Source organism: Aquimarina spongiae, from assembly GCF_900141785.1.
In the GTDB taxonomy this organism is placed as follows: Bacteria; Bacteroidota; Bacteroidia; order Flavobacteriales; family Flavobacteriaceae; genus Aquimarina; species Aquimarina spongiae.
Genome location: NZ_FQYP01000007.1, coordinates 19971 through 46721, shown reverse-complemented (window position 1 = coordinate 46721; position 26751 = coordinate 19971). Strand labels below are relative to the sequence as shown.

Below are 26751 nucleotides of genomic sequence, written 5' to 3'. Positions count from 1 at the left end.
TCTGATTACTTTTGAAAAAAAAAGAAATCATGACAAAAACATTAGTAATTAATTACACACCAAGGAAGGGTTCTTACACAAAAATCTTGTTTGATGAATTCGTTAAATTGGCTAATGGAAAAACAGAGTTAATTCACATAGACTTATCCGAAACACCTCCAGATTTATTATTGGTAGACAACCTTAATTTGATCATGGAATGGAACAATGGAAAAAGGGATTTTTCAAAGTCTGAACTTTCTATTTTATCAAATCATCATAGATATATCAATCACTTACTCAAAGTGGATCATATTGTTGTAGCTTTTCCTATTTATAATTTTACCTTACCCGCTACAGTTAAAGCCTGGATTGATGCTATTGTGGTAAGTGATAAAACATTTTCTTTTAGTCCTGAAATGGGATTTAAAGGTCTATGCACCAACAAGAAAGCTTTATCTATTATTGTTAGTGGTTTTGATTACAGTAATGCTGATGATGTAAAGGAATATGCTTCATCAACAATAAAACAAAATTTTGATTTTATAGGAATAAGTTCTGAACAAATTTTAGCTTTTGGGGTTGATCAAAATAGACATAAACTAGATTCGATTCTGGCTAAAGCCAAATTGGAAATTAAGGGTGTAATAGATAGTTGGTTTTCTAATTAATTCTAGCGGGTGTATGTGATTTCGTTGTATGTTTAAGGAACTAATATTATCTGTTTCATTTTTTCAAATACACTACACAAATCGTTAGGTACTTTTTTTAAGGTCTTCCTTCCATTTCTTGGATTAGCTTAATATTTCGTTTCTCCAAAGAAGTTAAAAATTTGTCCACATTTGAATGTTGAGGCTTATACCAATTTTGTTGTCTAAAATGAAGGTCCATTTTACCTCCTTTAATAAACCGGTATCCATATCTGGCAAAGATTTCATTTCTCATAATTTGAAGTTCCCTGGATGACATTTTTTCGAGATTTTCAGGGCTTAGATTTTCAAATGAAGCATTTGCATAGTGTCCGTAAAATACTTCAGATACGTTTTGATTTGTCTTACGGCCAAGTTCGTATTCTCCTTTTTTCTCTGATACTCCACTCCAGGAATCATAAACTTTTAAGCATTTTATTGGATTTCCGTTATTTTCATAAGTAACGAATTCTCCTTGATATTGGTCAGATGTGAACTGTCCATTCTTATCAATCGTAACCTTAGTCAAGTTATCATAAACAGATATCCATTCAGTTGCTTTAGTATCGGAGTTCCACTTTCCACTTTTTACTTGGGTAATTATTTCAGATCCTGTGCCGAATAGAACTAGGGTAGATTCTCCTTCGGAATCCCCAAAATCATAGACTCCATAGTATTCCATTTGGTATTTTGGAATCCATTTTGCTACATCCGAATCGTCTATGGGCGAATAACCCAAGTATTGTCCCAAAACAATATTCGAAATAAAAAATATTGATATTGTAGTTATGATTTTCATCCTTATAGCTGCTTATAATGTTCCTTGTATGTTACGTTTACCAGCCAAAGGCGGTATATACCATATGCAAACTTTTACCACATGTTTTTTATTTCTGGTTGATACGTATATGGATTTTCAAATTCAGTTTTTCCATCATGATGTATTAAAAACTCAATTTTGTTTTCTTCAAAATGTAAGGCCTCAATTTTATTAATTCCAGTTGCACAAAGGTTATTCCCCACGTGTTTTGTTTTATCCAAAATAAATATAGTGCTTTCTGTAATAAACAGACTTTCGCCACAAGCCATAAATCCACCATTTCTAACTTCTATGTTATGTTTTTTGTCAATTTCAAATTTTTCTTTTGGTGGGTGAAAAGGCATCGCTAAAAGATAGAAAAAAATGATAGGCATTTCCCAAACCAAGCTCAAAACCCCGAATATCGTGATTGGGATAGTTAAAACTCCACTTACTATTTTAGTTTGTAATTTTTTAGCCAATCCGAATAGAAGAATTGTTGAGAGCAAGAAAGTCAATCCGATAATTGTGATTGTATACTTTCCTTTAACCCGAAGGTCAAAAACCAAAAGTAAACTGCAGATTAAAATTCCAATTAAAGAGTAAAACGAAATTCGCTTAATTACCTTTTCCAATTTAGGAAAGTCAGATTTTGTTAAAATCAATACTAGGCTGATTCCTAAAAATATTGTTAGTAAAGCTAAAAATGTCGTCATTTTTTAGATGTGTGCTAACGTTCTGTGTATGGCTCGTTGTGGAATGTTTCCTTCGGAAACATTCCGATAAGTCACTAAGGTAGCAAATCTGCAATGAATTCCGTCAAGGAATTCGGCCGTAATGAGCTATACACTTTGTTACCCAATGTTTTTTATTTCTTTTTTTATTTTTTCAACCCAACTTTTGTCAGATTGTTCAACTATAATCGCCTTAAAATTTAATCGTTCAGCTTCTATTCCGACACCTTTTGAATCGTCAATATGTATGTCAAAGTCAAAAGCCAAAGGAAACTTAGACGAATTTATATTCAGCGATTTTAAAGTCCGTTCATTTTCTGTTTGATTCACAATTCGATCAACTTTAATTCCATAATATTTTAACGTCCATCTTATTTTTCTTTTTGTCCGAAAAGATGTTGTGTAAATATGAATTTTGTGTCCATCTTTTTGCAAGTCGGAAATCAGTTCGGAACTGCCTTTTCGTATTTCCTCAATTCCAAACAGTTTAGCAATTCCGCTTCTCTTTTCTATTTCGAATTCTTTCCCATTAGGAATTAATGTGCTATCAAGATCAAAGCTAATATTCATTTAAGCAGGGATACTTTTTTTCTAAAACATTAAGATTGTCTTTTTATAAAAATCACACAAGAAATTGTTGTCAAAATTAAGATTCCAATTGCACCAAAGAATATCAAACTTAACCACATTACCACATCGTGAAAACCGGGAGCCAATATTTTTAATAAAGATTCTGCCGAAAAGAACAAAACTGCGGTTAGGGTTATGAATAATGTCAGATGAATTAATATAATTTTTCTTTTCTTCATTCAAGTGAATTAAGTGAGAACAAGCAATTACTTATAAGCGTTATTGTAAAAGGTTTTTATTCATTTTCAAATACTCCACGAGCTCTTAAAAATCTGTTTTTCTGTTCGGTAAATAATTTTTCAACACTTTTTCCTTTCCGCCCTTTCCATTTTCCATTTTTATTCTTTTTTATTGGGTCAAATATGTATTTCTGGTGATAGTATTTTTTTCTTCCTCACTATAAGATAAATATAGTATAGCATTTTCGTAATTTTCAAATGCAGGTCTACCGTAATGGTCATAAGCTTCGAACTCGACCGTGTCAGTTTCTAATTCGTTATATACATTTCTAAGAACTTTGTACTTACATTTAAATCCGTTGTCCATTACCCAATTTTTAAAAATCAGAGTGTCTCCTGTTATAGAGTCAATTTCCATTCGTTCATTATTTTCATTTGGATCAAATTCAATTACAGATAATTTTTCTCCGATAAATGCATAAAGATTTACAGATTCGTTCATCATTTTGAACTCAGATTTTGAACCAATTTCGGATTCCGAACCAATTTTAGTCGACTTACAACTAATCAATATTATTATAATCCCTAAAATTTGAAGGATGCGATTCATTTCGGTCAAATGTTTTACAACATCTAGTGTAAAATGCGTTTTAATGTATTTTCACACATTGTTGGCTGTATTTTTTATTTTTAATCGCTCTTCTTTGTATTCTATTTTATATTCTTGTCCATTATTTTCAATAATAGCGTTAAAAGATTGTGGCTTTATCTTTAAAGTTGTTGGAAACCAAATTTCTTTTACTTTATAGTTAGGAAGCAATAAAATTCCTTCTTGATTTCCATTAGTTCCAAATCTTTCGATATCTCCTTTCCAAAATTTAGTACCCAATTCGTTTTCTAACTGTATATTTATTTTTCTCACATCATTTGTAGGCATTCCCATTTCATTTACTCCTAATACTTTTGAAATGTCAAAATCAGTTTTATCGTCATTTTTCAGGTCATAACGAACAATAAATTCAGCTATATTTCCGCTAGCATCATAGAAATAGAAAGAGTCTGCATTCCAAGATTCAAAGTTTTGAGTTTTTCTCCCGTTTTCAATATCTATTACTTTCGTTCTCTTTTCCATCCACTCTAATGCTTTGTTTAGATGGTTTGTTGGGATTAAAAAACAATAATGGTATTTGTGTTCTTTTTTGGATTTTTTAAAAGTTAATTTGCTCCAACCGATTTCGACTGTAAATGAAATGTCACTTTGCTTTAAAAGTTTAAAACCTAACGTTTTTGAATAGAATTTTAATTCAGACTCAAATTTGTTTGTATAAAGTTCTAATTCTATGAATTTCATTAAAATTGTTTTTTGGTTTACGTTTACTTAAATCAGAGCCAACGGCTCTTGTATGGTGCGTTTGCTTCCCGAAGGGAGCTTATGCGTTATACAAATTGTTGTGTATAGTTTTTTAATAAGCAAATCGATTAAAAACTCCAATCAATTTCCATTCTTGGTTTAAGTTTTGGTATAGGCAGGAGTATCCTCCATTATTCCCGAATTTAAAACTAATTACACTGTATTTATTATCGTTAGAATAAACAGGTCGAGATATTGATATTGGCCAACCTCTCCATTTATTTGGATTATTATTATACTGTCTGATTTTTCTTTTTAGTTCTCTTTCCTGTTCTTTAGATTTCGGTTTAATAGATTCCAGAGCAGCATTTATACTAATTTTCTGATTCTTTTTTATCAGATAAACTTCATTTAGTTCGTCCACTTTCCATTCCGTCAAGTTTTGAGTAGTACTTTTTGAAATTAGTTCAATTAAGGTTATCGAGTCATTCAAAATCCGCTTACTTTCATTTAACTCATAGAGATAATTATAGATATTCCATTTGTCCGTTTTTAAATTAGGTTTGTAACCATCTTTGTTAATAATCTTTGTTTTATCAACTAAAGCTAAATCCAATAAATCTTGAGAAGACAGATTATAACTGAAAAGTATTATAAATAAGTATAGTATTTTTTTCATTATTTGGTCGGTTTATATACAAAACTATGTTAGTCAGCTTATTCATAAAACTTAAAATGAGTAAACCTACCTTTTTAGAAGATTAACTATCCGAATAGTTTAGTTATTAGACTTGATAATTATACACAACGGACTTGTGTATGAAACGTAGCGTGCAAAAAGACACTAACTTATCGGTTTAACACAGAGCCGAATTTTTATTTTTTTCTCTTTTGAAAATCCAAATTAAAAATAGACTGACTTCATAAATATACACAAACCTTTCGGTTTAGTAATTATTAGTTATGTTTTATACACCGCGTTACAGCCAGTTTTTATTTTGAATATTAACTGTTATTTAATTCTAATTCAACTGTAAAGCAACATTCCATAAATCAAAATCACTACTATAATATTGAAGTGAATTACCACAGTGAACAATTACAGTTTCTTTTTCGGGAATCATGTAGATGTTTTGTCCAAGATTCCCATTTGCATAGAAATGATAAGTACCGTTTTTATTTACATGACCCCACCATTGGTAATTGTAATAAATTCTTTTGTCGCTTCTTCCAAACCACTTTGGATAAATATCTCGTGGAATTGATTTGTTTTCTCGGGTAGATTCTTGTACCCAATCTTTTGATACAATCTGATTACCATACCAATTTCCTTCATTGAGCATAAGCTGACCAAAACGTGCATAATCAATCGCTCGGGCAATCAAACGACTTGGCATATATTCAAAATTAGATTCCTTACTATCTAAGGAGAAAAGCGCATCATATTCCATTATTTTTGACCATAATTTCTGCTCCAAATAATTTGATACGGTTAAGTTAGTAGCTCTTTCTAGAATTAATCCTAAATAACTTGTATTATAATTGGAATATTGAAAATCTTTTCCCGGTTCGGATGAAATTTCTACATTCTCAAGTAACAGCTTTCGAACATTGGGATGATAGTATCCAACCGCTTCGTCGTGCCAAGGAGAATGAATGTTGGTAAAAGGTATAAGACTTGTGTTGTATGCAAGCCCAGAGCGCATTTCTAATAAATCTTTGATGGTTATTTTTTTAAAGCGCTGATCACGCTCCAAAAGTTCGGGAACAAAATTTGTTATCGGATCATTTATACTTTTAATTAGACCATCATCAATAGCAGCTCCTATTAAAAATGATATAAAAGATTTTGCCACAGATTGAGAATGGAAATAGGAATCTCTCTTAAATCCATTAAAATACTTCTCATAAATTATGGTGTCTTTTTTGATGACAATTAACGCGGTGGTTTGAGATTTGATTGCCCACTCTTCAAAGCTATTAAATCCAGTTTTAGTTACGAGTTCTTCGAATAAAGATTCTATATACTTCTCTTTTGGATTTGAAATAAATGTATTAGTATGCTCTGTTCCTTTAATCCTATGATTTTCAAAGTTCTTGTAATCATAAACATCCGCTACATTCATGGTTATGAGTCGATAAACGTAAGTAGGTGTATATTGAATAGACAAAAGTACCAAGAGAAATAGGACAATTGAAAGAATTGTGAGTAATGCACTCTTCAGAAACTTTTTCATTTGATATTTTTTATTTTCGCTTTTCCAGTTCCGCTTCTAATTCAAGACGTTTTTTCTTATAACTTCTCCTAGCTTTATTGAACTGAACATTTTTCTCATCCTCAGCTAATTCAGAAATTACGAATTCAATTTCTTCGTCAGTTAGTTCATTCGGTTTTTTGAAATGTAAGTCAGTATCGAATTCATTTATTTCAGCTTTTTCATTTTCCAATTCGTTAATCCGCTCAATTGGTTTTTCGGTTTCCACTTCGGTTAATTCGTAGTCAGATTTTGGTAATTCCGATTTACTGATTATTTGTAAATAATCACTTAAAATCCGTTTTTCCACAAATACTTTTCCACCACCAAATTTATGGCGGTCAGTCATATCTTTTTTAACTCCTGAGATCCAATATTCGTCATCTGTCTCAGGATCAAAAAAGTTTCCACTTATTCCAGTTCCGTCAAGACTTTGAAATGCCTTGCCGTCAAAATAAATTGTCTTTCCGCTTTTTGAAAACGATACAAGTCCAATCCACGCTGGACCATTTCCAGAAAAACCACTTTTCAGCTCTATATATTTAATTTCAGTTCTCATTTTTCCAATATTGGGTAACGTTTAGCATAAGAGCCGTAGTATGGGTTGAGCGACTATGGCTTTTATTTTTTGCAAGCATTACGCCTTTAAAAAAATACATAGACCAATCGATTGATCACTTCGTTGCTATAATCACATATAGGTTGTTGTGCATAGATTTTTTTAATTCACTTTGATATAGTATATCTCCTTAAACTCTCCATTATATAGTCCTAAATGTCCAGTTTTTCCACTTTTATAGAGTCCGATTATCTCAACCGTCTTTCCGTTCATTTTTTTCCATACAGTATCTAGTTCAGTAGCTGGTTTAAAGGAGTCTATCCAAATTTTACCTGATTTGCTGAAAATTCCTTTATTTTCCAATTCGAGATGTAAGTCACCAATAATTTTCAGAGTATCATTGTCAAAATCAGATGAATTTTCTGTTAAATCGGTTATTTCAATTAGATTTATTCTTTGTGATAATTCTGCATTTCCAAATTCCGTTTTTTCCTTATTGCACGAAATTAAAAATCCGATAAATATTAAGATTTTGAATTTAGTCACTTCTTTTAAACTTATGTACAACATTTAATATATATGTCAAAGCAGTACAAAATGTGACCCTAATATAGTAAACCAAATCAAGACGTCACTATCCCCATTTTTTTCAATAAAAAGGAAGCGTTCATATTTTGGCAGATACCATCTTTAAACCTGTAATCAAAATACAATTCGTCATTCACGATTTGAGCATCAAAAAATCGATTTTGTACCTGATCCAGTTCTTCTGCAATTTCGCATAAACTCAGATCATGTGTAGCAATAATACCCGTTGCTTTGGCTGCAACTAGTTTTTCGACAAACTTTCGAGACCCCGCAGCCTTATCTTTGCTGTTGGTTCCTTTTAGGATCTCGTCCAAAATGATAAAGTAGTCATCCTGCTCCAGGGCATCAACTATCTTTTTGAGCTGTGTCAATTCTGAAAAGAAGTACGAAGCATCATCCGTCAAAGAATCTGCGGTGCGCATACTGGATATCAATTTTATAGGATTGTACTCGCAAGAAGTAGCACATATGGGTAATCCAATGTTCGACATCATGATTTGTAGGGCCACCGTACGCAAAAAAGTACTTTTCCCTGCCATATTGGCTCCGGTAATGATAAAAAATTGCTCCTTTAAGATAGTAATATCATTATCCACCCTTTTTGCAGTGGCCAGCATTGGGTGTCCTAGCTGTTGAGCCTTGATGATATGTGCTCCTTCGGTAATTTCCGGATATACATAATCCGGATGGTTAAAAGCAAAATTCCCTAAAGAATTATAAGCATCAAAAAAGGCAATTACTTCAAACCATTGGCTTACGTGATGTCGATTTTTAGCGATCCATTGTTCGATACGATAGCTTTGTATGATATCCCACAATAATAATCCGTTCGCTAAAACCCCAAACATCATATTGTTACGTTGATCAAAAGCGTTAAGGATACTGGCAAAGTGTTTTAAGGTCTGCGAAGCTTTTTCTTTTTCGCTGATCACCAGTTGTTGTTTTTCTTTGAGTAGGGTAGCTTCAAATTCGGTATTTTCGATTTTACTAACCAGCTTATAATATTGTTCAAAGGTGTCTTTTACTTTGTTTGCATCGTTGTATAAGGCATTGATTTTTTTGATTTGTGTACCTGTAATCGCCAAACCAATAAAAAACCAGAAGACCAATACCTGTAGGGTGATGATATTCAGAAATAATAGGACAACCAAAATAGCTGATATTGCAGAAACAATAACAGGCAACACCCGCATTATTTTGGGTAGGAAAGGAGTAAACCCATCCAACCATTTTTGGATTTTTGCAATAGGGACCGTGACCTGGACCAGAGAGGCAGTTGCCCAAAAATCTTGTCGCCATTCGGCCAACTTTGATACGTTTTGTATCGCTTTTTGCTTTTCTGGAATAGCATCTATAGTATTTGCCGTCAAACTTTGCGCAAGCATAGATGTTCCAGCTTCGGTAGTGGTTCTATTAGCATACTGAAAGAAGGAGCGATCTCCAAACAAGTCAATATCATGACTAAAAGGATGCGTAGTATCAATAAACTCTTTTCCAGAAGAAAGTCGACTTACATCTCCATCAAAAACATCCAGCTCTAATTGATTGATCTGGATCAGTTTTTCAAGTTTCCTTTTGGTATAACTCAAGTCTGTATGTCGATTTACCAAAAAGATAAAAACAACAATCCCAATCCCTATGGCACCCAAAATGATTTGCGTATTGGGATACCCCAGATAAATCGTTGCCGCTATTGCCAGAAAAACCAATAATCGGATCGTGCTGGATACCGCAAGCTGTTTTTTTACTTTTTTTAATGATGTATGATGTAGTGCAATTTGAGCACTATAAAATTCTTTTGGGATACTCATTATGTGTTATAAAACTATTCGTGTTTGTATAAGTACAACAACTGGGGCAGTTTGTTACAATCCGTATGCAATAGATAAACGACAAATGTAACCTATTGTTATGAGTTACAATGCTTCGAGTTCATTTTTCAGTTTTTTGGTCAGGCTGTTTACTACCAGGGTGTAGGAGTGATCGATCAGTTCGCATAGTAGTTGAGGAGATAAGCTGCCAGTAAAATCTACGGTATTCCAATGTTTTTTATTCATATGATACCCAGGGATAATTTCAGAATGGTATTCACGCAGTTCTAGGGCTTTGTCTGGGTCACATTTCAGATTTACACTGAAAGGAATACGCTCTAAACCGGTAATCGCAAATATTTTACCCATCACCTTAAATACCATGGTGGTTTCGTCAAACGGAAACTCTTCCGTAACTCCTTTTTTAGACAAACAATAGTCTCTAAATGCTTCTACATTATTCATGATTGTTTTGGTATTAATTTGTTCATCCAAAACGATGGATCTTCAATCGTTTCAAAGCCAAATTGTCGATACAAACCATGAGCGTCTTTGGTGGCCAGCATCCATCGTCCTACTCCTTGTAAATCGGGATGTTCTACAACAGCTTTGATCAACGTTTTGGAATAGCCTTTTTTGCGGTGCTCCTCTAGAATAAAAACATCCATTACGTAGGCAAAAACAGTGTAATCTGTTAGTATTCTAGCAAAACCAATTTGTTGCCCTCCCAGGTATACTCCAAAATTAAGACAATGCTCTATACTTTGTTGTACTTGTGCTTTGGTTCTGCCTTTGGCCCAATACGAATGGGTTAAAAACTGATATATCACATCGATATCCAGCTTATCGGTATCGGTAGAGATCTCTATTGCCATTATTCTTTTAATGTTTTTTTATCGTGATATGTGTCTTCGAGTTCCAAAGCCGAATAATCCAGCGACCAGCCAATGGATTCGGCCAAAGTTTCCATTAGCGAAATTGCGGTTAGTGCCTCTTTTCTGGCAGCCTCCATCAATCCGCTATTTGGGATTTTATCTTTGATAAATTGTTTGGCTTCCTGATTCAGTTCTGTAAGATCGGTCGAGGTAAAGGGATTTAGCCATCCTTCTTTCTTGTCATAATACTTAAAATCAGTCTCAATCGTAAGGAGTTGAGGCTGCGGAAATCGAGTTAAAATAATCCGCTTGTTTCTGGTGTCACTTTCTAGTTTTACTTTAGACAAATCAAAACCTACATAGGCTTTGGCATCGATAAGAATCAAGGCTTTTTTTGTGCCTGTAAGGAGCTTAAAGAATTTTTCTTTTACGCTTTCATAATGATAAATCTCTGCAAAATCACCTTCTACAGTAACCAGTTTGCAAACGCTTTTGATCTTTTCCATAAGAACAGTGGATTGCGTTTTTATAGCAGATTTGTTTCTGACAGCACTAAATCTGGAAAAAATAAGATAGGCGAGAATGGCACCACCCAAAAGCCCAATAAATAATAACTCCATACTAATTTTTTTTACCTATTTCTCCTAGGTGTGTAAATTTAAAACCTTTTTCCAATTTTAGACCATATCCAAGAATCCTATCAAAAGCCGAATGTGCAAAAAGTATAGTCCCAGACAAACAAAGTATATCATTGGATAGATAGACACCTGCCAAATACAATGCAATCGCCAATCCTTTGTGATGAAAAATATTGTACATAGCAGCACCAACTTTATTATTGATCAGATAGCCTATCATACCAATATCCGGTGCCAAAAACAATACCAAAAATATCCACCAGGAATAGGGAAGCAGGCTAAAAAGATAAATACCCAGTCCCATCATCGCAATTTCTTCTAATTGTAGTGTTGTTTTCATAAGTTTTGTATTTTGTACAGTACCGGTTTACTAGGTGTTGCATCATTTTCGAAGGCAGCGATCTGAAGATTCAGAAAATAGGTTCCGTCTTCAATAGGATCTGGGACAAATATAAATTCGGTAATCGTGGCGTCATGTCGGATCGCTTCGGGATAGTTCCAGAAGGCTTTGTGCCCCAGTAATTTTCCTTCATCTTTTTCCTTGTCGATAGAAGGTAAATCAACTAATAAATGGGTAATACCTTTTTCTCGTATGTAAATAATAGCGTCTTCGGTAAAATAGGGCCAATTGGTGTGCGAATAGTGTTTTTGTAATTTATCTTTTGCATTCGGAAGCGTTCTTATCGCCAGTGCCTGATTATCTTCGGAAGTTATTGCCGCCCGAATCATATCTTTGGTGATCAAATGATCATCTCCCTGTGATATAGGCTGTACAGAGATAACTTCGGCCTTAAAAAAGAAGGTGGTGAGCGCCTCATCAATGCTATAAAATTCTGAAGAAATATGCCCTACACACTCGGTATGAGTCCCATGACTATGTGGATTAAAGGTAATGGTATTGAAGTTGGTCGAAGCCCCCTCAGATACTTTACCTACCCAATCCTTGTCAGTAACAGGCGCAATTGTAGGTCCTTCGATATACCATGCGTTTACATTCTCTTCTGAATTTCTAATCGGAATTGAAATATCCAGAGGTTGTGTAAGATCAATAGTATACGGTTTGTTCTTATAGGTAATCGTTGTAATCATAAATACATACTAAGATTTGGTAAGAGTCATAAACAAATAATCTCCATCTTCATTTTGATACTCTTTTATGATCTCCTTTATTTTGCCAGAGGTGATGTCCTGTTGCAACGTATTCAAGCCTTCTTCTACTTCTTTGGCATTAGAGAGCGAAGAAAAAGAAGAGATACCCGATCGTACTCCAGGTTCAAAATACAATTTAGGATTGTGTTTTCCTGAGTACAAAAACAGGTCTTGCAGATCAGGTTGGATAAAATACTTTTCGGTACTCTCAATGTTTAAATTTGTATGGGCAGCGCAAGAAGAGATCAGATCGTAGGCTGGCATTTGCACCATCGAATCTTCAAGCATCTTTGGGAAATAATGATTCAGCCAATAGCCTTCCATTTGTTTAGGCGTAGCTGTAAAGATGACGATTCGTCCTTTGGGTCGCAACACACGATGCAGTTCTAAAAACCCTTGCATCAAATCCTGCCAGTGGTGCAGGGTTAAACTGGCTACAATACCATCTACACTTGCATCCAGAAGTTCAATATGCTCTGCTTTACCCATTTTCCAGGAGATGTTGGCGTTTTGCCGTTTTGCTTTTTCCAGCATTTCGGAAGAAGGATCTATCCCGATGAACTGATATCCTTTTTTAGCAAATTCTGAAGTGTAATTTCCAGTGCCACATCCAATATCCAAATAAGTGCCATTTGGATTTGGATCAAGTAGTGCATGTAATCTGCTAAAAAGATAAGGATCTGCTTTTCGGGTAGCGTTATAGTTTACCCCAATGATATCATATTTTTCTGTCATAGCCCCAGTGCTTTGGAAGTTAGCCTAAATTTACTAAGAAAAGATCACTTGCAATACCGTCACTCAAAAACTTTCCTTTTTTGGTTACCAGTAAAGTGTCATCATCCAAAAACAAGAGATGTTCTTCGATATGTTTTTGAGCTTGTAGCAGTAGATATTCACAATACTTTTTACCAAATTCGGATGCTATTTTTTTGAGAGAAACCCCCCAAATTGTGCGTAGTCCAGTCATTACATATTCATTGTATTGATCCGTAATGCTTAGATCTTCTATTTCTGCAGGAAGTTTATTTTGCTGTAGCGCCTGTATGTATTTGGTGTTGTTATTAATATTCCAGCTTCGTTGCTTTTTGTTATACGAATGAGCAGAAGGGCCTATGCCCAAATACGGTTTACCTTGCCAGTAAGCAGTGTTGTTTTTACTGAAATATCCGGGTTTTCCAAAGTTTGATAGTTCATAATGTACAAAACCATGTTGCTCCAGATGCGTGATCAAAAATTCAAAATGTTCCTGGGCCAGGTCATCATCTACTGCCGGGATTTCTCCTTTAGCAATGAGCTTGGGCAGTGCGGTATTGGGTTCTACGGTAAGTGCATAGCACGAGATGTGTGCGATATTATATTCCAGAGCTTTATCAATATTTTGCTGCCAGCGCTCGATAGACATATTGGGGATGCCGTAAATCAAATCGATGGAGATGTTTTGAAACTTCTCGCAGGCCATGGTTAGGCTATCCAAAGCTTCATGGCTATTATGTGCTCGATTCATCAATTGTAAGTCTTCATCAAAAAAAGATTGTATACCAATACTAAGTCGGTTTACAGCGCTATCGGCTAGTTCCAATATTTTTTCTTTTGAAAGGTCATCTGGATTTGCTTCCAAGGTAATTTCAGGATCTTCGATAACCGTATAATGTGCATAGATTGAGTCGATAATACGTTGTATTTCTGTTACCGAAAGGATAGAAGGAGTACCTCCTCCAAAATAGATGGTGTGGATTTCGGCATCTCCTATTTCTGATTTTCGAAAAATGATCTCATGAACCAAGGCGTCCACCATTTCATCCTTTTTCTTTAGCGAAGTCGAAAAATGAAAATCGCAATAATGACAAGCTTGCTTGCAAAAAGGAATATGTATGTAGATACCGCTGATACTGTTTATTTTTTGATTCGCCCTTCATTTTGTTTGACAAAAGCAGCCCATCCTGTATAGCTTTTACCAACAATATCTGCTCTACCCATATTGTAGAAATGACAAACCGCAGCAGCTAGTCCATCGGTAGAATCCAGGTTTTTGGGTAACGTTTTGATATGAAGCAGATTTTGAAGCATTTTGGCCACCTGTTCTTTGCTCGCATTACCATTTCCAGTAATCGCCATCTTGATCTTTTTAGGAGAATACTCAGTAATCGGAACCTCTCGGCTCAATCCAGCCGCCATGGCCACTCCTTGAGCTCTACCTAGTTTTAGCATGGATTGTACGTTTTTACCAAAGAAAGGGGCTTCAATTGCAATTTCGTCAGGATGATAGGTGTCTATTAATTCTACGGTACGCTCAAAAATAAGTTTTAACTTCAGGTAATGATCGTCATACTTCCCTAGTTGAAGTTCGTTCAATTGTAAAAAGGACATCTTTTTATTTTGAACTTTAATCAGCCCAAACCCCATGATTGTTGTACCGGGATCGATACCAAGTATAATTTTTTCGCTACTCAAATTCAGAAATGCTTTTGTTTCCTACAAAACTACGCATTTCGTTAGTAGCACAGGTGTTAATTGATACGAATTACCAAAGGAAGCTTGTACAATGCCGTTACAGGAGTACTACGCGTATGGGCAGGAGCTACTTCGGGCAAGGTAGAAATGCCTTCTTTTAAGAGGTCTTTCAGATTAGGAATCTCAGAAATAATAATATCGGGTAGTTCAAAATCCTGTAGTAGAATTTCACTGTCTTTGGTGATCAACAGGGGTATCCAAATGGTGTCTTCTATGGCAGTATTTACCGAAAAAGATTGTTTGGCCAAATGTTCTTGTATATGCTGTGTGATGGTTTGTTGAAAACAGATTTCCAATTCTTCCTCTGCTCTGTTTTTGCAAGAATTAAAGAAAGGAGGCTGTTCGACATCGTGCCAATTTAATTTATTGAGTCTATCCTTTACGATGTCCTCTTTATTCTCTTTTTTAAGAACAAAGCTATCGCAGGATAATAACCCAAGAAACAATACACCGATCCATATAACTCTCCAGCTCATAACCTGATACTAATTTCAGACGACCAAACTACGTATTTTTTAAGAGTATAAAAACTCATTTTTTTGAAAAAGAATGTCTAAGCAATTTCATTTTGTAAGTGATCCTTTAGTGAGATATCTTCTGGAATATTCATTTTTTTCTTCAGTCGCTTTCTGGCCATTTTTACAGCATGTGTAGACACACTCAATAATTGAGCAGATTCTTTGATCGATAAGTTTAATTTCATAAGCAAACAGTGTCTAATATCGTTTGAGGATAGCTCTGGGAAACGGGTGTTGATCTGGGCCGTGATACCTGGATATTGGGATTCTATACGATCCTTTAAGACGGTAAGGTCTGAAGTAGAAGAAATAAATTTATCTAATCGTTTTTCGGCTTCGATGATTTCTTCTCTGTTGTTATATCGAATTGCCGTGGACAGGATTTTTTTGATAGTGGTCAACCTGTTCAATCGCTCATTTACAGATATCATAGTGGCCAAAAATTCTTCTTCTCGACTCTGCAAATGTTGTTCAAGGATTTTTTTCTCATTTTCTTTTAGTAGTTCTACTTCTTGTTCGCTTTTGGCATATTTTTGATAAAGTATTACCGATAAGAAAACAACTAATACACTAAACAAGCCTACTGCAAGCGAAATAATATACCACTCTTGTTTGTCATTCTTATAGGATAAGATTTCGTTGTCCTTGGTGAGCAAGTCATTTTTGTGCTCCTCTTCCAAAAGTTGAAATTTACCCTCAGAGATTTTGGCGATATCTTCATTTCTGTTTTTGTATAAACTATCAATCAGCACCCCGTGTTTTTCATAAAACTGCATGGATTTTTCCCAGGATTCCATTCGTTTATAGATCGCAGCCAGATTTTTGTAGGCAAATGCGATGTCCATAGGGTCATCTGGGTTTTTTAGTACTGCTTTTTCAAAATATACTATGGCTTCATCGGGATTATCCAGAGAATTATAAATTTTGGCTAATACCAATGCATTAACCGCCGCATAAGAACTTAATTCAGGTTTGGATTCCAAAATGTTTTTGGCTTCTAATGCTTTTTGTAAAGCGATGTCATAATCTCCTAAGCTTCGGTGTGCATCTGCAATAGAGGTTAAGAGGTAACTGATCTCTCCGATCTGATCTGTATCTTTTATCGTTTCGAGGTTTGCATCCCACCAGTTGATGGCGTTTCGATACTCCTTTTTATCAAAATGAGCCATAGCCATGTTGGTGTACAACTTGTATTTCAAATCTTCCTGGGCGACAACAATAGAATCATGTATTAATTCTTTGGAATAGGCCAATACCTTATCCGGTTCACCTAGAGCAAGGTGACAGGTTAGAATATTCATTTTAATGATCATCGCCATTTTTTGATCACCTCGTTTCAAATTGATCTTATGTGATTTGTGATAATATTTTAGTGCCTGGTAATGCAAGTCCTGATTGGTTAAAATCGTGGCTTTGTTGTTATAGATATAAGAGAGTACAAACTCCAGATCCGGATGCTTTTGAATGAGTTTTTGGCCCTTTTCAAACACCACATTCGCGCTGTCATTCATAGCATTATTCATATAGTAAACACCAAGATTGACCAGACCGCGAACTTCTCCTTTAGGATAGTTGGCTTTTTTAGAACGTTGGATTAAATCTTTTAAAACATCTCCGTTACCAATAAGATCCTGATTGGCGATTTCGAAAAGACTATCGATTTGTTTGATCTGAAGCTCATGATTGGTAGCTCCTTGAGAATGGACCATATGATAGGTATGCATCCATAAAAAGATGAGGGTGTAGTAGGTTAAGCGTTTCACTTTTTTGAGTGGTTAGTTTAGACGAATTGTGTAATAACATTGTTTTTAAAAAATAGTACGCCGTATGTATTCTTTTTTTATTGAATGTACCCCATATGTACCCTCCATAAAATAGAAAACCGACGTTCTTTAAAAACACAGTTTGGTTACAAAAACTAACGATAAAAACTTGATAATATTCTATTTAACCTAATAAATCTAAAATATGAACTCCTAAAACTCACAAAATCAAAATTTTCGAAAACCACACCATCTAACGCAAACTCTAAAATGAAAATGATAATACCAAAACATAGTCAGTCGTCAAAAAATCTTCGTTCTGTTCACTCAAAAGTGAGTGGTAAAATATCTAATACTTATTCTGAATTATTAACGGCATATTCCCTTGTGATCCATAAAATGCTTCTTGCTCATTTTACTATCAATTTGAGCATTGATCACCACAATTGTACAGGAATAAATAATTACAGTTCATAGTGTATTACCATAATCCTTTATATGGGAAAAGTGTATAATTTTTGAGGAAATCTATTGTCTACAAAACATTGATTTGCAGCTTTTTATATATGAATCCCAATACTATTCTGTTTTTTTGTAACCCGCTGAAAAACAGATAGAATAACATATGTTACAGAACAAAACTAACTGTTAAAACCAAAAGTCATGAAACGCATTGAAATCTTTTTTGCAGTACTTATCTTTTGCGTAAGTATTTTGCAAATTCAAGCACAACCAACACCTCCCAATGGTAAAAAATGGGAAAAAGTAGAAGCACTCTCCGACGAATTCAACGGAAACAACTTAAATACCTCGAAATGGGCAATAAATGTATCCACCTGGATAGGAAGACCACCAGGAATCTTTAAGCAAAATGCTGTAAAAGTAAAAGATGGATCATTACAATTTACCGCATACAAATTATCATCTCCAGAAACTGTAAATGGCAATCGATATACTCATGCAGGCGCATTGGTAAGAGCGCTAAAAAGTCAAACCTATGGGTATTACGAATGTAGGATGAAAGCCAACAAAACCTTTATGTCCTCAACATTTTGGCTCATTAATAAACGTAACGAAGGTTCGGGGTGTGATGTACGGGTAACCGAACTTGACATCACAGAAACTGTTGGAGTTAATTCTAATGGCGCGAGTTGGGTAAATAACACCATTAGGAACATGAATTCAAACACGCACAGCCGTGGTACCGCTTGTAATAATACACCTGTAGGACAAGAAGGGGGTAAAGCTGGTTTAGGAGAACCTTCGTGGAAAGGATATCATACCTATGGAGCCTGGTGGAAAAGCAAGGATGAGGTTTTGTTTTACCTAGACGGAAAATTTGTTTATAAGATAAAACCACCAGCAGATTTTGATTTACCGATGTATTTGAGATTGGTAACCGAAACTTATGATTGGAATCCTCCAAAAGCAGGTCAGGATGGAATGAACGATACTGCTGCAAACAGAACTACCTATTACGATTGGGTACGTACCTACAAGCTTGTAGATGATAATGGAGGCTCTGGACAAAATACAGTGGCTTTTAATAATGCACCAACTACTATCACTCCACAATCCAGTTATACGTTCAACCTGGATTATCAGGCATCTACCGATCGAGAAATCGTAGTAGAGTTTTGGTCTGCAAACAATTGGATAGCACAACAACAAGTAACCGTAGCAAAAGGTCAGGGAACAAGAGCAATAACAGTAAATTTACCTTCTCCACCCGTAGCAGGATCTGGATACGTGTATAAAGCTCATATTCGTCCGGTAGGCACTACATGGCGAGAAGCTTTGGATCGCGATCAGGTCAATAACGTTACTGTCGAAAATGAAGTAGTTTTTGAAGACAAAGTAGCATTCAAGAATGCGCCTACCACGATTAATCCATCTAGTGCATATACTTTTGATATGGAATACAGCGCTTCTGCTGAACGAGAAATAGCAGTGAGCTTCTGGAAAAACAACGCTTGGGTAGCTAGTAAAGTGGAAAAGGTTTCCAAAGGAAACGGGGTGCAACCCATCACCGTTACTTTACCATCTTCTCCAGCTATTGGTGTAGGTTATGCCTACAAAGCACATATACGCCCAACAGGTACGAACTGGCAACAGGCATTGGATAACGATCAGGTAAATAATGTAACCGTAGTTTCTGCCAATCCTCAACTCATAGCAAATGGAACCTATTTTATTGCTTCGTCAGTAAACAATCAAAGGATATTGGCCAGAGGTTTAGAAAATCATAGTGCAAGAATGCATGATCCTGGAAATTTTAATGACCAGAAATGGACATTTGCACATCTTGGAGACAATGTATATACCATCAAAAATCTGGGTACGGGTAGATTTTTAGAAGTACCGTATGCACGTTGTGGAGATGGTGAAAATGTAGCCACCTGGACCGATGCTAACGACAATCATAAAAAGTGGAAAGTGATAGCTAACGGTAATAATTCATATTCCTTACAACCATTACATTGTTTACAATCGGGTCTGGACAGATCTGGAGGTGCTAACAATGCCAATGTGCAGATATGGGATTTCAGTACTACAAACGCCAATCAGAAATGGAAAATAGTTCCGGCAGATGCCAGTAAGTCAAATGATACTTTGGACCGAATCGTAGGGCTTTTTCCTAATCCGGCAAAAGATGTTGTTACCATTATGGGGCAATATAAAGGAGAAGAAATTATCGTGTACAACTTGCTTGGAGAAATTGTTTCATCAACAATTGCAAAATCAGATCAGGAATTGATTTCGATCTCCTCTCTGGAGACTGGAGTTTACATTATTTCTATTGCCGGTAAGTCAAAACTGCAATTAATCAAAGAATAAACATCAATTTAAAATAAGGAAAAGACGTATAAATTTTGCGGGAAAATGATGTCTATAAAGCGCTGATTTGCAGCTCTTTATTATACAGAGCACACACCAAGCCCCAGTTGTTTCTTCGACTTCCTAACACATAAGGAACAACGCGGTTTGACGTAAAATTTAAATCAACTTAAAAACTAACACAACTCATGAAAAACTTTATGAAGCTAGGTGCAATAGCCATATTGTACTTATGGTGTAGTACATTGACTGCACAGTTTAATTATGGGGAAGCTTTACAAAAATCATTGCTTTTCTATGAAACACAACAATCAGGGATTTTACCCGATTGGAACCGAATCAGCTGGAGAGCTGATGCTGGGGTTAATGATGGACAAGATGTAGGTCTCGATCTCACAGGGGGATGGCACGATGCCGGAGATCACATCAAGTTTGGTTTCCCCATGGCTTTCTCGGTTACCGCCCTTAACTGGGGGTATTTACAATATAAAGACGGGTACGATGCGACCAATCAAACCGAAATCTTTAAACGTAATGTAAAGTGGGTAACGGACTATTTTATCAAATGTCACCCTAGTCCAAACGAATTTTACTCCCAAGTATCAGAAAAGGGGCAAGATCACAATTTCTGGATGCCTGCAGAGATGGTAGATGTACATCCAATGTACGGGGTGCGTAAAGCGCATAAGCTAACCCCAGCTAATCCAGGAACTGAGATTAGTTGCGAAACCGCAGCTGCGCTGGCGTCGGCAAGTATTATTTTTAAAGATAGCGACCCTGCTTATAGTGCTACTTTATTACAGCATGCCAAAGAATTATATGAATTTGGAGATACCTACAGAGGATCATACCATACCGATGGAGGAACACCAGTAGGGCCTACGTATCCAGCAGGTCCATACGAAGATGAATTGGTTTGGGGAGCTTTATGGTTATATCAGGCTACCGGGGATCAAACCTACCTGGATAAAGCAGAAGCAGAGTATACACAACCTGACTTTTTGTGGAGTTTGGTTTGGGATGATAAAGCCTATGGAAATATGGTTTTATTAGCCATTTTGACTGGAAAAGAACAATACAAAATAGATTCTGAACGTCATTTAGACTTCTGGCAACAAGGAGGAGGAATCAATTACTCTCCAGGGGGTCAGGCACATTTATTCCGTTGGGGATCACTACGTCATTCTATGAATGCAGCACTAACGGCCTTGATTTATAGTGATAATGTGACCACGCCAAAGAAACAACAATATCACGATTTTGCTGTAGCACAAGTCAAGTATGCTTTGGGAGATAATCCGATCAACAGAAGTTTTGTAACTGGTTTTGGAAACAACCCACCAACCAAAGTACATCATAGAGGACAACACAGCAGCTGGAGACGAAGTGAAGATATACCAGCAGAGTCTAGACACATACTTTGGGGAGCACTTATTGGTGGTCCTGATTCTCCTGATGATGCTTATCTAGAAGATCGGTCTGATTTTGTAGAGAACGAAGTGGCTACAGATTACAACGCCTGTTACCAAGGTGTTCTTGCCAGAATGGTGATGGAATTTGGAGGAACTCCGCTAACGAATTTCCCACAACCGGAAACCCCTGGAGCCGAGTTTCTAAACGAGGTAAAAATCAATAGTACTTCTTCTCGATTTACTGAAGTAGCTATCTGGTTAAATAACCGTTCTGCATGGCCAGCCAGAGTGCCTAACAAATTAACAGCACGGTATTTTATAGATATTTCTGAAGGTGTTGCCGCAGGACTTACTCCAAGTGATTATGAAATAACAGCTCGAGGGGCAGGAAATGCTGTAGGAGGACTACAGGCATGGGATGCAGCGAGTAATATTTACTTCGTTGAGGTAGAAGTAAATGCAGGAGATATGCCTTTTCCTGGAGGACAAGGAGAATATAGAAGCGAAATCCAAATGCGAGTAGGAATACCTAGCTCTGCAAGTGAGAGTGCTTGGGATCCTACAAATGATTATTCAAGAACAGGTATTGATAATACATTAAAAATTGTGGATAATGTTCCTATTTATGCCGATGGTCAATTAGCTGGAGGTGTGGAACCAGGCGGAGGAAACTCACCAACAGCTTCATTTACAGCTTCTGCAGAAACTGGAATCGCACCATTAGATGTATCTTTTGATGCTTCGGCTTCTTCAGATCCAAATGGAGATGCGTTATCTTACAATTGGAATTTTGGAAATGGGCAAACATCATCCTTGGTAAATCCAACAATTACCTTCTCTACTCCAGGATCTTATTTGGTAACACTAACGGTTAGTGATGGGCAAAATATTTCTTCAGAGGTTAATAAAACAATAACAGTTACCGATGGAAGTCCGATAGCTGCTTTTACCGCAACTCCAGATGCTGGAGCGGCACCTCTTGATGTTACTTTTGATGCATCAGGTTCTTCAGATCCTGCTGGGGGCACACTTACCTATAGCTGGGATCTTGGAAATGGAACTACTGCAACTGGCGTAACTGCAACCTCTACGTATGCTGCTATTGGAGATTACACGGTGACATTAACAGTTACCAATCAAGCAGGACAAATTGATACCGATACGAAAACGATTTCGGCAATCGATGGTAGTGTAAGCTGTGCTTTTGGTACACCAACAGCGGATCCTTTGCAAAACATTAATGATAGATTTAGTAATGTTTTTGTTTTAGGAAACGGCGGACCAAGCTTGGATAATCTGCAAGAATTTTCAATCAATTGGGATTTGGCAAATAATGGTTTATATGTATTTGCAATGAATACCAATAATGGACAGCCTGATTGGTATGTAGACCTAAGAAGCAGTCTTACGCAAAGTTTTAACAGTGCAAATCCAGATGCTGTATTATCAGGAAGCGGTATAGCAGGATTAGATGGAGCATATTGGGTTACTCAGGATCAGGGTAATTTTGTATTGGTATCCAAAACAGGTGGATTTACATTGTATTTCACCAATGCAGCTTCAGCTCCAGATTGTGGGGTTACAACACCTGCGGTTAATGGAGGAACTATTGCCGGAGGTCCATTTAGTTTTACTGTTGGTGATGGAGTTGCCGACAATGTTTCGGGAGTAATACTTACAGGTAATGTTGGAGAAACTAGCCAATGGGTAGTCACTGATGATCAAGGAAAAATATTAGGATTACCACCTACACCAGAAGCTGTTGATTTTGATGGTGCGGGAGTTGGATCTTGTTTTATCTATCACCTAAGTTATAATGGAACCATCACGGGTCTTGCTGCTGATGCAACTCTTGCTGGCTTAGCCGGTGATTTCGACCTGTCAAATAGCATCGAAGTCGTGAGAAATCCTGTAGCAACACCAACTGTAGACGGAGGAACCATTGCAGGTGGGCCATTTGCGTTTACGGTAGGAGATGGCATTGCTGATAATGTTTCAGGAGTAACACTTGCAGGTAATGTTGGAGAAACTAGCCAATGGGTGATCACTGATGATCAAGGAAAAATATTAGGATTGCCTCCTACGCCAGAAGCTGTTGATTTTGATGGTGCTGGAGTTGGCTCTTGTTTTATCTATCATCTAAGTTATAATGGAACCATTACCGGTCTTGCTGCCGATGGAACTCTTGCTGGTTTGGCTGGTGATTTCGATTTGTCAAACAGTATTGAAGTCGTAAGAAACCCTGTGGCAACGCCAACAGTTGATGGAGGAACAATTACAGGTGGACCATTCACTTTTACCGTAGGAGATGGAATTGCTGATAATGTTTCAGGAGTAACACTTGCAGGTAATGTTGGAGAAACTAGCCAGTGGGTAGTTACCGATGATCAAGGAAAAATATTAGGATTACCACCTACACCAGAAGCTGTTGATTTTGATGGTGCAGGTGCTGGCTCTTGTTTTATTTATCACCTAAGTTATAATGGAACCATTACCGGTCTTGCTGCCGATGGAACTCTTGCTGGCTTAGCTGGAGACTTCGATTTATCAAATAGTATCGAAGTGGTAAGAAATCCTGTATCTACAGGAGGAGATTGTTCTTTTGGAACTCCAATAGCAAATGCATTACCAGCTATTAATGCAGAATTCGAAAACATTTATGTGTTAGGAAATGGCGGACCAAATTTAGATAACGTAACCAAGTTTAATATCAACTGGGATTTGGCGAATAACGGATTGTATGTTTTTGCAATCAATACCAACAATGGTCAACCTAATTGGTATGTAGATTTAAGAAGTAGTCTTACCTATAGTTTTAATACAGCAAGTCCAGAAGCTTCTTTCTCTGGAACAGGTATAACAGGATTAGATGGTGATTATTGGGTTGCCGAAGATCAAGGAAACTTCGTAATGGTATCCAAAACAGGAGGTTTTACATTGTATTTCAGTACTTCAGCTACAGCACCAACTTGTGGTGATACTGGAGGGAATACAAACCCAGTTGCTGATATTTCTGCAACGCCAACTTCAGGAGAAGCGCCATTGTTAGTATCTTTTGATGCTTCCGGATCTTCTGATGCCGATGGAGATGCATTGACATATACCTGGGATTTTGGAGATGGAAACACAGGAACTGGTGTAACGGTAGATAATACATTTACTGCTCCAGGGAATTACCAGGCTACCTTAACAGTAGATGACGGTAATAACGGACAAGATCAGGCCATAATTTCAATAACCGTTACTGATGGCGATATCATTATCAATCCACCAACAGGAGATAATGAGTATGTTGATCGTTTTATAGAAATGAGAAATGAGTTCTATGATCCTGCCAATGGATATTTCAGCGCAGATGGTTCTCCACACCACTCAATAGAAACATTAATTGTAGAAGCACCGGACCATGGACACGAGTCTACAAGTGAGTTGTACTCATACTGGTTATGGCTTGAGGTAATGAATGGACGTGTAACAGGAGACTGGACTCCATTGAACAATGTTTGGAATAAAATAGAACAATTTATTATTCCAACTACTGCAGATCAGCCAACAAATGCGGCTTACAATCCGTCTTCTCCGGCTGCATATGCAAGTGAATTCCCATTACCTAGCGATTATCCGGCTCCATTAGAATTTAGTGCGCCAGTAGGAGCGGATCCAGTATCTTCAGACCTAACAGCAACCTATGGGCCGGATGTATATCAGATGCACTGGTTGTTAGATAATGATAACTTCTATGGATACGGAAACAGAGGTGATGGTGTGAGTACGCCTTCATACATCAATACTTTCCAAAGAGGAGAGCAAGAGTCTGTATACGAAACTGTACCACACCCTTCTTGGGAGAGTTTTGATTGGGGAGGACCAAGTGGATACTTACCACTTTTCGTTCTAGATCAGAATTATGCAAAGCAATGGCGTTATACAAGTGCTCCTGATGCAGATGCCAGAGCGGTACAAGCAATGTACTGGGCTCAGATATATGCCAAAGAACAAGGTACAAGCCTTTCGGCTTTAGACTTAGATAAAGCAATCAAGATGGGAGATTACCTTAGAATCTCAATGTTTGATAAATATTTCAAGCCCCTAGGTGTACAAAGTGCAACCAGTGGAGCGGGATCTGGATACGACAGTGCTCACTATTTAATGTCGTGGTACATGTCTTGGGGTGGTTCTGCCGATCCTGCTTCACAATGGGCATTTAGAATTAGTTCTAGCCACTGTCACTTTGGATATCAAAACCCAGTTGCAGCTTACGCACTAACTCAGGTAGATGAGTTAAAACCAACTTCACAAAATGGAGTTAGAGACTGGACAGAGAGTTTGAAGAGACAAATGGAGTTTTATACCTGGTTACAATCAAAAGAAGGAGCAATTGCCGGTGGAGCAACCAATAGTTGGAATGGAGATTACAGTCCATATCCTGCTGGTAAATCAACTTTCTATGATATGGCCTATGATGACAACCCAGTATACGAAGATCCAGGTAGTGGTACCTGGTTTGGATGGCAAGCCTGGTCTATGGAGCGAGTGGCAGAGTACTACTATATCACCAACGATCCAATGGCCAAAAATTTGATGGACAAGTGGGCAACCTGGGTGAAAAGCGAAGTTCGATTAATCGGAAGTGATGACTTTGAAATCCCTGCTACTTTAGAATGGACCGGAGAGCCTGATACCTGGGATCCAACGAGTCCAGGGGCTAATAATAACTTAAGTGTTACAGTTACTGATTACGGACAAGATCTCGGTGTAGCAGCCTCTATGGCAAAAGCCTTGATTTACTATGCTGCTGCAACTCGCAAATATGCTACTTTGGATACTGAAGCCAGAGACTTGGCTAAAGAGGTATTGGATAGAATGTGGGTGACGTATCGTGACGAAAAAGGAGTTTCATCAGTAGAAGATCGCGGTGATTTTGCTAGAATCTTCGAACAAGAAGTATTCGTTCCAAACGGATTTACAGGAACGATGCCAAATGGAGATGAAATTAAGCCTGGAGTGTCTTTCTTAGATATTAGATCAGATTTAAGAAATGATCCTGAGTTTGCAAGACTAGAAACAGCCTATAATGCTGGTCAGGAATATACACAACGCTACCACAGAAGTTGGGCGCAAATCGAAGTAGCTCTTGCTAATGCAGAATATGGGTTCTTCTTTGCCAATGATACTTCTGCAGGATCTGTACAAGTCGTAAAAGAAATCGATGTTACCGCTAGCCCTAATCCGGCAAAAAGTTTTATTGATGTTTCTACCAAAAAAGGACTTGAAAATGTGCGTTTGAGATTAGTGGATCTTACCGGAAACGTTATCAAAATGGAGTACGTAGAAAACTATCAGAAACAAACTCGCATGGATGTAAATGGATTGCCTTCTGGATTGTATGTATTAGAAATCGTTGATTTTAATACAAATCAAAAAACCAGAAAGAAAATCATTATAACTCGATAATAGGATGAATATAAGAGAG

Annotated in this window: 23 protein-coding genes; 3 read left to right on the top strand and 20 right to left on the bottom strand. The window is 36.8% G+C overall.

Going from position 1 to position 26751, the window contains the following annotated elements; translation table 11 throughout:
- Nucleotides 1–29: 29 nt before the first annotated feature.
- Nucleotides 30–650 carry an NAD(P)H-dependent oxidoreductase gene (locus BUE24_RS15805; RefSeq protein ID WP_073317748.1) on the top strand — a complete coding sequence of 207 codons (621 nt, stop codon included), beginning with the start codon at nt 30–32 and terminating at the stop codon, nt 648–650.
- Between the two features lie 97 nt (nt 651–747).
- On the opposite strand, the gene BUE24_RS15800 is transcribed toward BUE24_RS15805, so the two are convergent.
- The 20 genes from BUE24_RS15800 to BUE24_RS15705 form a co-directional block, all read right to left on the bottom strand.
- Nucleotides 748–1419, bottom strand: coding sequence for a YARHG domain-containing protein (locus BUE24_RS15800; RefSeq protein ID WP_170864611.1), 672 nt, complete (start codon nt 1417–1419; stop codon nt 748–750).
- 122 nt (nt 1420–1541) lie between these two features.
- Entirely contained in the window at nt 1542–2183 is a 642-nt protein-coding gene (locus tag BUE24_RS15795; RefSeq protein ID WP_073317743.1) for a hypothetical protein, read from the bottom strand.
- Between the two features lie 138 nt (nt 2184–2321).
- Nucleotides 2322–2771, bottom strand: a complete 450-nt coding sequence (locus tag BUE24_RS15790) for a hypothetical protein (RefSeq protein WP_073317740.1) — start codon at nt 2769–2771, stop codon at nt 2322–2324.
- Nucleotides 2772–3179: 408 nt separating this feature from the next.
- Nucleotides 3180–3515: a hypothetical protein gene (locus tag BUE24_RS15785; protein WP_139242024.1), complete on the bottom strand. Its 336-nt coding sequence runs from the start codon at nt 3513–3515 to the stop codon at nt 3180–3182.
- 156 nt (nt 3516–3671) lie between these two features.
- Nucleotides 3672–4361 carry a VOC family protein gene (locus BUE24_RS15780; RefSeq protein WP_073317735.1) on the bottom strand — a complete coding sequence of 230 codons (690 nt, stop codon included), beginning with the start codon at nt 4359–4361 and terminating at the stop codon, nt 3672–3674.
- Nucleotides 4362–4473: 112 nt separating this feature from the next.
- Entirely contained in the window at nt 4474–5040 is a 567-nt protein-coding gene (locus tag BUE24_RS15775) for a hypothetical protein (RefSeq protein ID WP_073317732.1), read from the bottom strand.
- A 343-nt stretch (nt 5041–5383) separates the two neighbouring features.
- Nucleotides 5384–6598, bottom strand: a complete 1215-nt coding sequence (locus tag BUE24_RS15770) for a serine hydrolase domain-containing protein (RefSeq protein WP_084549590.1) — start codon at nt 6596–6598, stop codon at nt 5384–5386.
- A gap of 10 nt (nt 6599–6608) precedes the next feature.
- On the bottom strand, nt 6609–7175 hold the full coding sequence (locus BUE24_RS15765; protein WP_073317726.1) for a hypothetical protein: 567 nt from the start codon (nt 7173–7175) through the stop codon (nt 6609–6611).
- A gap of 162 nt (nt 7176–7337) precedes the next feature.
- Entirely contained in the window at nt 7338–7721 is a 384-nt protein-coding gene (locus tag BUE24_RS15760) for a hypothetical protein (protein WP_139242023.1), read from the bottom strand.
- 77 nt (nt 7722–7798) lie between these two features.
- Nucleotides 7799–9574 (bottom strand): MutS-related protein, encoded by a 1776-nt coding sequence (locus BUE24_RS15755; RefSeq protein WP_073317720.1) that lies wholly within the window; start codon nt 9572–9574, stop codon nt 7799–7801.
- Nucleotides 9575–9679: 105 nt separating this feature from the next.
- Complete coding sequence (locus BUE24_RS15750; RefSeq protein ID WP_073317717.1) at nt 9680–10039, bottom strand: MmcQ/YjbR family DNA-binding protein; 360 nt, start codon at nt 10037–10039, stop codon at nt 9680–9682.
- A complete protein-coding gene (locus tag BUE24_RS15745; RefSeq protein WP_073317714.1) occupies nt 10036–10449 on the bottom strand; it encodes a GNAT family N-acetyltransferase in 414 nt (137 codons plus the stop codon). Before BUE24_RS15745 ends, BUE24_RS15750 begins: the two co-directional genes overlap by 4 nt.
- Nucleotides 10449–11069, bottom strand: a complete 621-nt coding sequence (locus BUE24_RS15740; RefSeq protein ID WP_073317711.1) for a DUF4230 domain-containing protein — start codon at nt 11067–11069, stop codon at nt 10449–10451. Before BUE24_RS15740 ends, BUE24_RS15745 begins: the two co-directional genes overlap by 1 nt.
- Before the next feature lies 1 nt (nt 11070).
- Complete coding sequence (locus tag BUE24_RS15735) at nt 11071–11427, bottom strand: DUF4260 domain-containing protein (protein ID WP_073317708.1); 357 nt, start codon at nt 11425–11427, stop codon at nt 11071–11073.
- The gene (locus BUE24_RS15730; RefSeq protein WP_073317705.1) at nt 11424–12176 is read right to left on the bottom strand and encodes a cyclase family protein; all 753 of its coding nucleotides are present in this window, start codon (nt 12174–12176) and stop codon (nt 11424–11426) included. Before BUE24_RS15730 ends, BUE24_RS15735 begins: the two co-directional genes overlap by 4 nt.
- A gap of 9 nt (nt 12177–12185) precedes the next feature.
- A complete protein-coding gene (locus BUE24_RS15725; RefSeq protein WP_073317702.1) occupies nt 12186–12971 on the bottom strand; it encodes a class I SAM-dependent methyltransferase in 786 nt (261 codons plus the stop codon).
- Nucleotides 12972–12990: 19 nt separating this feature from the next.
- Entirely contained in the window at nt 12991–14124 is a 1134-nt protein-coding gene (gene hemW, locus BUE24_RS15720) for a radical SAM family heme chaperone HemW (protein WP_073317699.1), read from the bottom strand.
- Nucleotides 14125–14129: 5 nt separating this feature from the next.
- Nucleotides 14130–14687: a crossover junction endodeoxyribonuclease RuvC gene (ruvC, locus tag BUE24_RS15715; RefSeq protein WP_073317696.1), complete on the bottom strand. Its 558-nt coding sequence runs from the start codon at nt 14685–14687 to the stop codon at nt 14130–14132.
- A 56-nt stretch (nt 14688–14743) separates the two neighbouring features.
- Nucleotides 14744–15223: a hypothetical protein gene (locus BUE24_RS15710; RefSeq protein ID WP_073317693.1), complete on the bottom strand. Its 480-nt coding sequence runs from the start codon at nt 15221–15223 to the stop codon at nt 14744–14746.
- A gap of 77 nt (nt 15224–15300) precedes the next feature.
- Nucleotides 15301–17028, bottom strand: coding sequence for a tetratricopeptide repeat protein (locus tag BUE24_RS15705; RefSeq protein WP_139242022.1), 1728 nt, complete (start codon nt 17026–17028; stop codon nt 15301–15303).
- Between the two features lie 663 nt (nt 17029–17691).
- Between BUE24_RS15705 and BUE24_RS15700 the strand changes: the two genes are divergently transcribed.
- Both BUE24_RS15700 and BUE24_RS15695 read left to right on the top strand, forming a co-directional pair.
- Entirely contained in the window at nt 17692–19866 is a 2175-nt protein-coding gene (locus BUE24_RS15700) for an RICIN domain-containing protein (protein ID WP_073317687.1), read from the top strand.
- Between the two features lie 188 nt (nt 19867–20054).
- Nucleotides 20055–26732, top strand: a complete 6678-nt coding sequence (locus tag BUE24_RS15695) for a glycoside hydrolase family 48 protein (protein ID WP_073317685.1) — start codon at nt 20055–20057, stop codon at nt 26730–26732.
- The last annotated feature ends 19 nt before the right edge of the window (nt 26733–26751 follow it).

Excerpts from the sequence above, each read along its gene's own strand:
- BUE24_RS15755 (WP_073317720.1), bottom strand. The coding sequence starts at position 9,574 with ATGAGTATCCCAAAAGAATTTTATAGTGCTCAAATTGCACTACATCAT.
- BUE24_RS15775 (WP_073317732.1), bottom strand. The coding sequence starts at position 5,040 with ATGAAAAAAATACTATACTTATTTATAATACTTTTCAGTTATAATCTG.
- BUE24_RS15750 (WP_073317717.1), bottom strand. The coding sequence starts at position 10,039 with ATGAATAATGTAGAAGCATTTAGAGACTATTGTTTGTCTAAAAAAGGA.
- BUE24_RS15735 (WP_073317708.1), bottom strand. The coding sequence starts at position 11,427 with ATGAAAACAACACTACAATTAGAAGAAATTGCGATGATGGGACTGGGT.
- BUE24_RS15795 (WP_073317743.1), bottom strand. The coding sequence starts at position 2,183 with ATGACGACATTTTTAGCTTTACTAACAATATTTTTAGGAATCAGCCTA.
- BUE24_RS15790 (WP_073317740.1), bottom strand. The coding sequence starts at position 2,771 with ATGAATATTAGCTTTGATCTTGATAGCACATTAATTCCTAATGGGAAA.
- BUE24_RS15805 (WP_073317748.1), top strand. The coding sequence starts at position 30 with ATGACAAAAACATTAGTAATTAATTACACACCAAGGAAGGGTTCTTAC.
- BUE24_RS15770 (WP_084549590.1), bottom strand. The coding sequence starts at position 6,598 with ATGAAAAAGTTTCTGAAGAGTGCATTACTCACAATTCTTTCAATTGTC.
- BUE24_RS15695 (WP_073317685.1), top strand. The coding sequence starts at position 20,055 with ATGAAAAACTTTATGAAGCTAGGTGCAATAGCCATATTGTACTTATGG.
- BUE24_RS15710 (WP_073317693.1), bottom strand. The coding sequence starts at position 15,223 with ATGAGCTGGAGAGTTATATGGATCGGTGTATTGTTTCTTGGGTTATTA.
- BUE24_RS15740 (WP_073317711.1), bottom strand. The coding sequence starts at position 11,069 with ATGGAGTTATTATTTATTGGGCTTTTGGGTGGTGCCATTCTCGCCTAT.
- BUE24_RS15765 (WP_073317726.1), bottom strand. The coding sequence starts at position 7,175 with ATGAGAACTGAAATTAAATATATAGAGCTGAAAAGTGGTTTTTCTGGA.
- BUE24_RS15780 (WP_073317735.1), bottom strand. The coding sequence starts at position 4,361 with ATGAAATTCATAGAATTAGAACTTTATACAAACAAATTTGAGTCTGAA.
- BUE24_RS15725 (WP_073317702.1), bottom strand. The coding sequence starts at position 12,971 with ATGACAGAAAAATATGATATCATTGGGGTAAACTATAACGCTACCCGA.
- BUE24_RS15745 (WP_073317714.1), bottom strand. The coding sequence starts at position 10,449 with ATGGCAATAGAGATCTCTACCGATACCGATAAGCTGGATATCGATGTG.
- BUE24_RS15785 (WP_139242024.1), bottom strand. The coding sequence starts at position 3,515 with ATGATGAACGAATCTGTAAATCTTTATGCATTTATCGGAGAAAAATTA.
- BUE24_RS15700 (WP_073317687.1), top strand. The coding sequence starts at position 17,692 with ATGAAACGCATTGAAATCTTTTTTGCAGTACTTATCTTTTGCGTAAGT.
- BUE24_RS15730 (WP_073317705.1), bottom strand. The coding sequence starts at position 12,176 with ATGATTACAACGATTACCTATAAGAACAAACCGTATACTATTGATCTT.